The following is a 5,102-nucleotide window of genomic DNA, read 5'->3' as shown; positions in this document are numbered from 1 at the left end:
CCCGGGGCGCCCGGGCCCCCGGGGGCGGGCGCCCCCCCGGGGCGCTAACCGCCCCCCGGGGGGGGGGGTAACCGCGCCGCCGCTGGCCGGACGGGCCGCTAACATCCTCACGCGGGCGCCCGGCGTCGGCGGTCAGCCCCCGGCGCGGCCGTCCGGGCTGACCGGGCTGCCGCAGCGTCAGGCCGGTGGTGGTGGCCTGCCACCGCGCGAGGGCGGTGGCACGCCGCCGCGGGAGCCTGGCAGTGGTCTGCCGCAGCGCGGTGGTGGACTCCCGCAGCGGGGTTCCGGCGCGACCGGTCTGCCTCAGCGTTCGCCCGCGTCGCCTCCGCCCGCGGGGCCCGAAGGCACGCCGGAGCGGCCCGCACCGAACCTGCCGCGCCGCGAATCCGGTGCGACCGGGGTGCCGCCGCGCGAGCCCGGCGCCACCGGTCTGCCGCAGCGCGAGTCGGCCGCGAATGGTCTGCCGCAACGGGATTCGGCCGCGAATGGTCTGCCGCAACGGGATTCGGGCCGCCCCGGCCTGCCGTCGCGGCAGCCGGGAAGCAACGGCCTACCGCAGCGGAATGCGGGCGCGAACGGTCTGCCCCAGCGGGATTCGGGCGGCGGCGACCTTCCACAGCGTGAGTCGAGTGGTGGTTTGCCCCAGCGCGAGTCGAGCGGTTCGCCGCAGCGTGAGTCGTCCGGCGGTTTGCCGCAGCGTGAGTCGTCTGGTGGTTTGCCGCAGCGCGAGTCCAGTGGTGGTCTGCCCCAGCGCGAGCGGGGTAGTGGTTTGCCGCAGCGCGAGTCGACCGGTGGTTTGCCGCAGCGCGAATCCGAGAGCGGCGGGTTGCCGCAGCGCTCGTCCGGCGGGCTCGGCCTGCCGCAGCGCCAGCCTGGTGCGGGCCTGCCGCCGCGTCCGGCCCCGACGCCGGGACTGAGCCTGCCGCAGCGGGAATCCTCCTCCGAGGGCGACAAGTCCGCGGATTCGGGCGGCGAGGCCCGCGAGCCGGGCCGCCACAGCTTCAAGTCGAACCCGCAGAAGACCGCGTCGTTCTTCCAGACCCGGCTGCAGCCCGCGGACGAGCCCGATTCGGTGATGGGCGGCACGCCGATTTTCGCCGAGATGATGTCGGCGTGGCTGTCGGATCCGAATTCGGACCGGTCCCAGGTGGCCGCCTCCTTCGAATCACCGGGTGACGAAGGCTGGCAGGCCGCCCGCCGCGCCGTGGAGGCCGAGCCGGAAAAGCGGACGCCGGCGGGATTGCCGCAACGCGATCCGGGTAATCGGCTGGTTCCCGGCGGTGTCATCGGAAAGGCCGATCGCACACCGACTCGCGACGCAGAGTCCATCAGGTCAAGTCTGAGTCGTCACCAGCAAGGCGTTCGGGATGGCCGCGCAATGAGAGCAATGAACCTAACCGGAGATAAAGGAGACCGATGAACCCCGATCTAGGTGGTACGAACCGTCAGCTGGATTGGCTGGTTTCGAACTTCGCCAACGAGGTTCCGGGCGTCGCTCATGCCGTGCTGGTTTCGGCGGACGGTCTGTTGATGGCCGCGAGCGCTCAGTTGCCCGTCGACCGTGCCGAACAGCTGTCTGCAGTGACCGCGGGACTCGCCAGCCTCTCGGTCGGTGTGTCCAACCTTTTCGAAGGCGGCACCGTGCTGCAGTCGGTAGTCGAGATGGAACACGGCTACCTACTGCTGATGGCGGTCGGTGACGGCTCCTATCTGGCGGTGCTGACGAATACGTCCTGCGATATCGGCCAAGTGGGATACGAGATGGCCTTGCTGGTCGAGCGCGTGGGCCAGACAGTTCAGGCCACGCCTCGCGTCACGATGGGTTCCTGATGGTGGGATGGACATAGACAACCAGCGCATGGGGAGTGCCGAGCCCAGCCTCGTTCGCCCATACTCACTGACCGCCGGTCGTACGCGGCCGACGGTCGAGTTGGCGTTGGAGGCGCTCGTCGCATCGCATCCGGTCGCCCTAGAGCGGCAGTTCGAGCTCACCAACATCGAGACGTCAATCGTGGAGTTGTGCAGAGAATCGCCGTCTGTCGCAGAATTGGCCGCCCGGCTGGGTATTCCGATCGGGGTGGCCCGAGTGCTCGTGGCCGACCTCATCGAGGCCGGTCATGTGCGGGTTTCGGCGACTTTGAAAGACGATTCGAGCGACGATGAACGTCGCGAGCTGATCGAAAGGGTTCTCAGTGGACTCCGGCGTATTTGATTCGACGGCCCAGGTCGATACGCGAACCAGTAAGCCCACCTCGGCGAAGATCGTGGTCGCGGGCGGCTTCGGTGTGGGAAAGACGACCTTGGTCGGTGCGGTATCGGAGATCGTTCCGCTGCGCACCGAGGCATTGGTGACCAATGCCAGTGTCGGCGTCGACAGCCTGGCCGCCGTGCCGACGAAGAACACCACCACGGTGGCGATGGACTTCGGCAGGATCAGCCTCGCCGACGACCTCGTGCTGTACCTGTTCGGCACGCCCGGCCAGTACCGTTTCTGGTTCATGTGGGACGACCTGATCCGCGGCGCCATCGGCGCGGTGGTGCTGGTCGACACCCGCCGGCTGGAGGACAGCTTCGCCGCCGTGGACTACTTCGAGGCGCGCAGCCTGCCGTTCCTGGTGGCCATCAACGAGTTCGACGATGCGCCGCGGTACCCCCTGGAGGACATCCGGCAGGCACTGGCGGTGCCCGCGGACGTGCCGATCATGTCGATCGACGCCCGCAGACGCGAGCCGGTGAAGCAGGCGCTGGTCTCGGTCACCGAGTATGCGCTACGCAAGGTCGTGCAGGGTTACTGAAATGTAGTGCACCGCAGCGGGTTCCGGCACTGCGGTGAATTACCCTGCCCTGCGCGGCATTTCGGCTGAGGTCGCCGGGATCGTGTGGCGGTCCGCCGTCCGTTGTTCAGTGTTCGCTGCGGATTTCCGCCGCGCAGCTGGCACCGAACAACAGGGCGGCGGCCGTATCCGGTGCGACGACACATCGCCATCTCGTCATGCCCGATCCGGGGCCGCTCACCCGGTTCGGCCGGGGACGCGAGCCGTGGCCGATGTCGCGCGGGCGAGATCCGCCGGAAGCCGCTGCGCCCCACCGAATCGCCGGTAGGGTTGTGCCCGAAAGGGCTGCGGCAGAAGGAGAAACGCGTGCGCCACGGGAACGGACTGGATATTCCACAGGACCTCGGCGATCTCTGCTCGCCGCGACGGATGGCGGTCCTCGTCTACGACATGCAGGTCGGGGTGCTCGCGCAGCTCGAGGACGGCGAGGAGATCGTCGCCCGGGTGGAACGCGTGGTCCAGGCGGCCCGCCGCGGCGGGTACCCCGTGATCTTCCTGCGGCACATGTTCCTGCCGCCGCGGCTGAGCGGGGTGTACGCCCTGCGGCTGGCGATGGCCTGGCAGGGCGTGGATTCGGTGGACGATCTGAAACCGATCCTGCAGCGCGATACCCCGGGCTTCCAGCTCGTGCCGCAGTTGCAGCCGGAGCCGGGGGAGACCGTCTTCGACAAGACGTCGATGTCGGCGTTCGAGGGCACGCCGCTGGCCGCGGTGCTGCGCGACCTCGGCATCGTGTCCTACGCGATCGCGGGCGTGGCACTGGAGATCGGCGTCGCGCCCACGGTCACCCATTCCACCGATCTCGGATTCATCCCGGTGGTCATCCAGGACGCCTGCGGCGGCAAGGACAAGGAGGCGATGGCGCGGGCACTCGACGACTTCGACTTCCAGGGCAACGCGGTGGTCACGGACATCGACACCATCGTCCCGCTGCTGGAGCGGGGCGAGTAATTCAGTCGGTGGCGGGGATCCAGGCCGGGTGCCACATGCGGCCGGATTCGGTCCAGTTCATATAGCGCACGGTTCCGGTGAGTTTCGGTGCGGCCCAGACCGCGTCCTTGCGCTCCTCCTGGGTGAGTTCGTTCTCGAACGGGCAGGTCTTGCGCTCCAGGCGGTGTAGTTGCGTGGCCAGTTCGGCCATCTCCTGCTCGCTGAAGCCCGTGCCGACCCGGCCCACGTAGAACAGCCGCCCCTCGTGGTGGACGCCGACCAGCAGCGAGGCGAATTGCCGTGCGTCGCTGCGCCGATAGCCGCCGACGACCACCTGCTGGGTGCGCCAATTGCGGGTCTTGACCCATGCCTGCCCGCGGCGGCCCGGCAGATACACCGAATCCCTGCGTTTGGCGACGACGCCCTCCATGGCGTGCTCCTGGCTGTAGCGCAGCGCCTGCGCCCCGGGACCGTCCAGCTGCGGCGGCACCACCAGCGACGGCGCCCGCCCGGCCAGCGCCTCCAGCACACGGCGGCGGTCGGAGAAGCGCTTGCGCACCAGCGAGGTGCCGTCGAGGTACAGCACGTCGAATGCGACGAAGACCGCGCGTGCCGCATCCGCCTGCAGCAGACCGAGATTCGCGACGCCGTGATCGTCGAAGACCACCGCCTCGCCGTCGAGCACCACGTCGTGCCCGGCGAGTTCGCGGCCCAGGGCGGCCAGGCGCGGGTAGCGGCCGGTGACCGTATTCCCGGCGCGGCTGCGCAATGTGACCGTGCCGCCCTCGATTTCGGCGATCAGGCGGAAGCCGTCCCATTTGGTCTCGAAGGCCCACTCCTCGCCGTCGAGGGTGGAGACGTCGCCCGTGGTGGCGAGCATCGGGGTCAGGCCGTGCGGGAACTCCGCGGGGCGCCCGGGCTTGCGACTCGGAATCGGTTGCTCCGCAGGAGCTTCCGACTTCATCAGGTGCATCAGCCATTGGTTGCCGTTGGTCTGGATGAAGGCGAAGCGGCCCTCGACGCGCGAGCCGTGCAGGCGCACGATCACCTCGTCCTCGCGCCACTTCTCCGTCTCGTAGGTGCCCGAATCCCAGATCGTCATCTCCCCGGCGCCGTATTCGCCCTTCGGGATGGAGCCGTGGAACTCCAGGTACTTGAGCGGATGGTCCTCGGTGTGCACGGCGAGCCTGTTCTCGCTGGGTGTGGTGGGGGGGGGCGAGGGGGGCGCCCCCCCCCCCCCCCCCCCCCCCCCCGGGGGGAGGGAGGGGGCCGGGGGGCCGGGGGGGGGGGGGGGGGGGGTATAAGAAGAGGGGCCCCCCGCGGCGGGCGGGGGGGCGG

The 5,102-nt window shown here is 69.6% G+C and carries 6 protein-coding genes; 5 read left to right on the top strand and 1 reads right to left on the bottom strand.

Annotated elements, in window-relative coordinates; all coding sequences use genetic code 11:
- Window positions 1-637: 637 nt before the first annotated feature.
- From QH290_RS00115 to QH290_RS00095, 5 genes are all read left to right on the top strand, one after another.
- Entirely contained in the window at window positions 638-1,420 is a 783-nt protein-coding gene (locus QH290_RS00115) for a hypothetical protein (protein WP_280381614.1), read from the top strand.
- Window positions 1,417-1,830 carry a roadblock/LC7 domain-containing protein gene (locus QH290_RS00110; RefSeq protein WP_011207200.1) on the top strand — a complete coding sequence of 138 codons (414 nt, stop codon included), beginning with the start codon at window positions 1,417-1,419 and terminating at the stop codon, window positions 1,828-1,830. Before QH290_RS00115 ends, QH290_RS00110 begins: the two co-directional genes overlap by 4 nt.
- A gap of 7 nt (window positions 1,831-1,837) precedes the next feature.
- Window positions 1,838-2,212 (top strand): DUF742 domain-containing protein, encoded by a 375-nt coding sequence (locus QH290_RS00105; protein ID WP_024800684.1) that lies wholly within the window; start codon window positions 1,838-1,840, stop codon window positions 2,210-2,212.
- On the top strand, window positions 2,193-2,795 hold the full coding sequence (locus QH290_RS00100; RefSeq protein WP_174556957.1) for a GTP-binding protein: 603 nt from the start codon (window positions 2,193-2,195) through the stop codon (window positions 2,793-2,795). The genes QH290_RS00105 and QH290_RS00100 overlap by 20 nt, the downstream gene beginning before the upstream one ends.
- 345 nt (window positions 2,796-3,140) lie before the next feature.
- Entirely contained in the window at window positions 3,141-3,785 is a 645-nt protein-coding gene (locus tag QH290_RS00095; protein ID WP_280262265.1) for a cysteine hydrolase family protein, read from the top strand.
- A gap of 1 nt (window position 3,786) precedes the next feature.
- Here the strand turns inward: QH290_RS00095 and ligD are convergent.
- On the bottom strand, window positions 3,787-5,102 hold a 1,316-nt coding region (ligD, locus tag QH290_RS00090), incomplete at its 5' end, for a non-homologous end-joining DNA ligase (protein WP_280381613.1).

Origin of the sequence: Nocardia wallacei, assembly GCF_029869545.1 — a bacterium.
GTDB classification, from domain to species: Bacteria; Actinomycetota; Actinomycetes; order Mycobacteriales; family Mycobacteriaceae; genus Nocardia; species Nocardia wallacei_A.
This window is presented reverse-complemented; position numbering and strand designations above follow the sequence as displayed.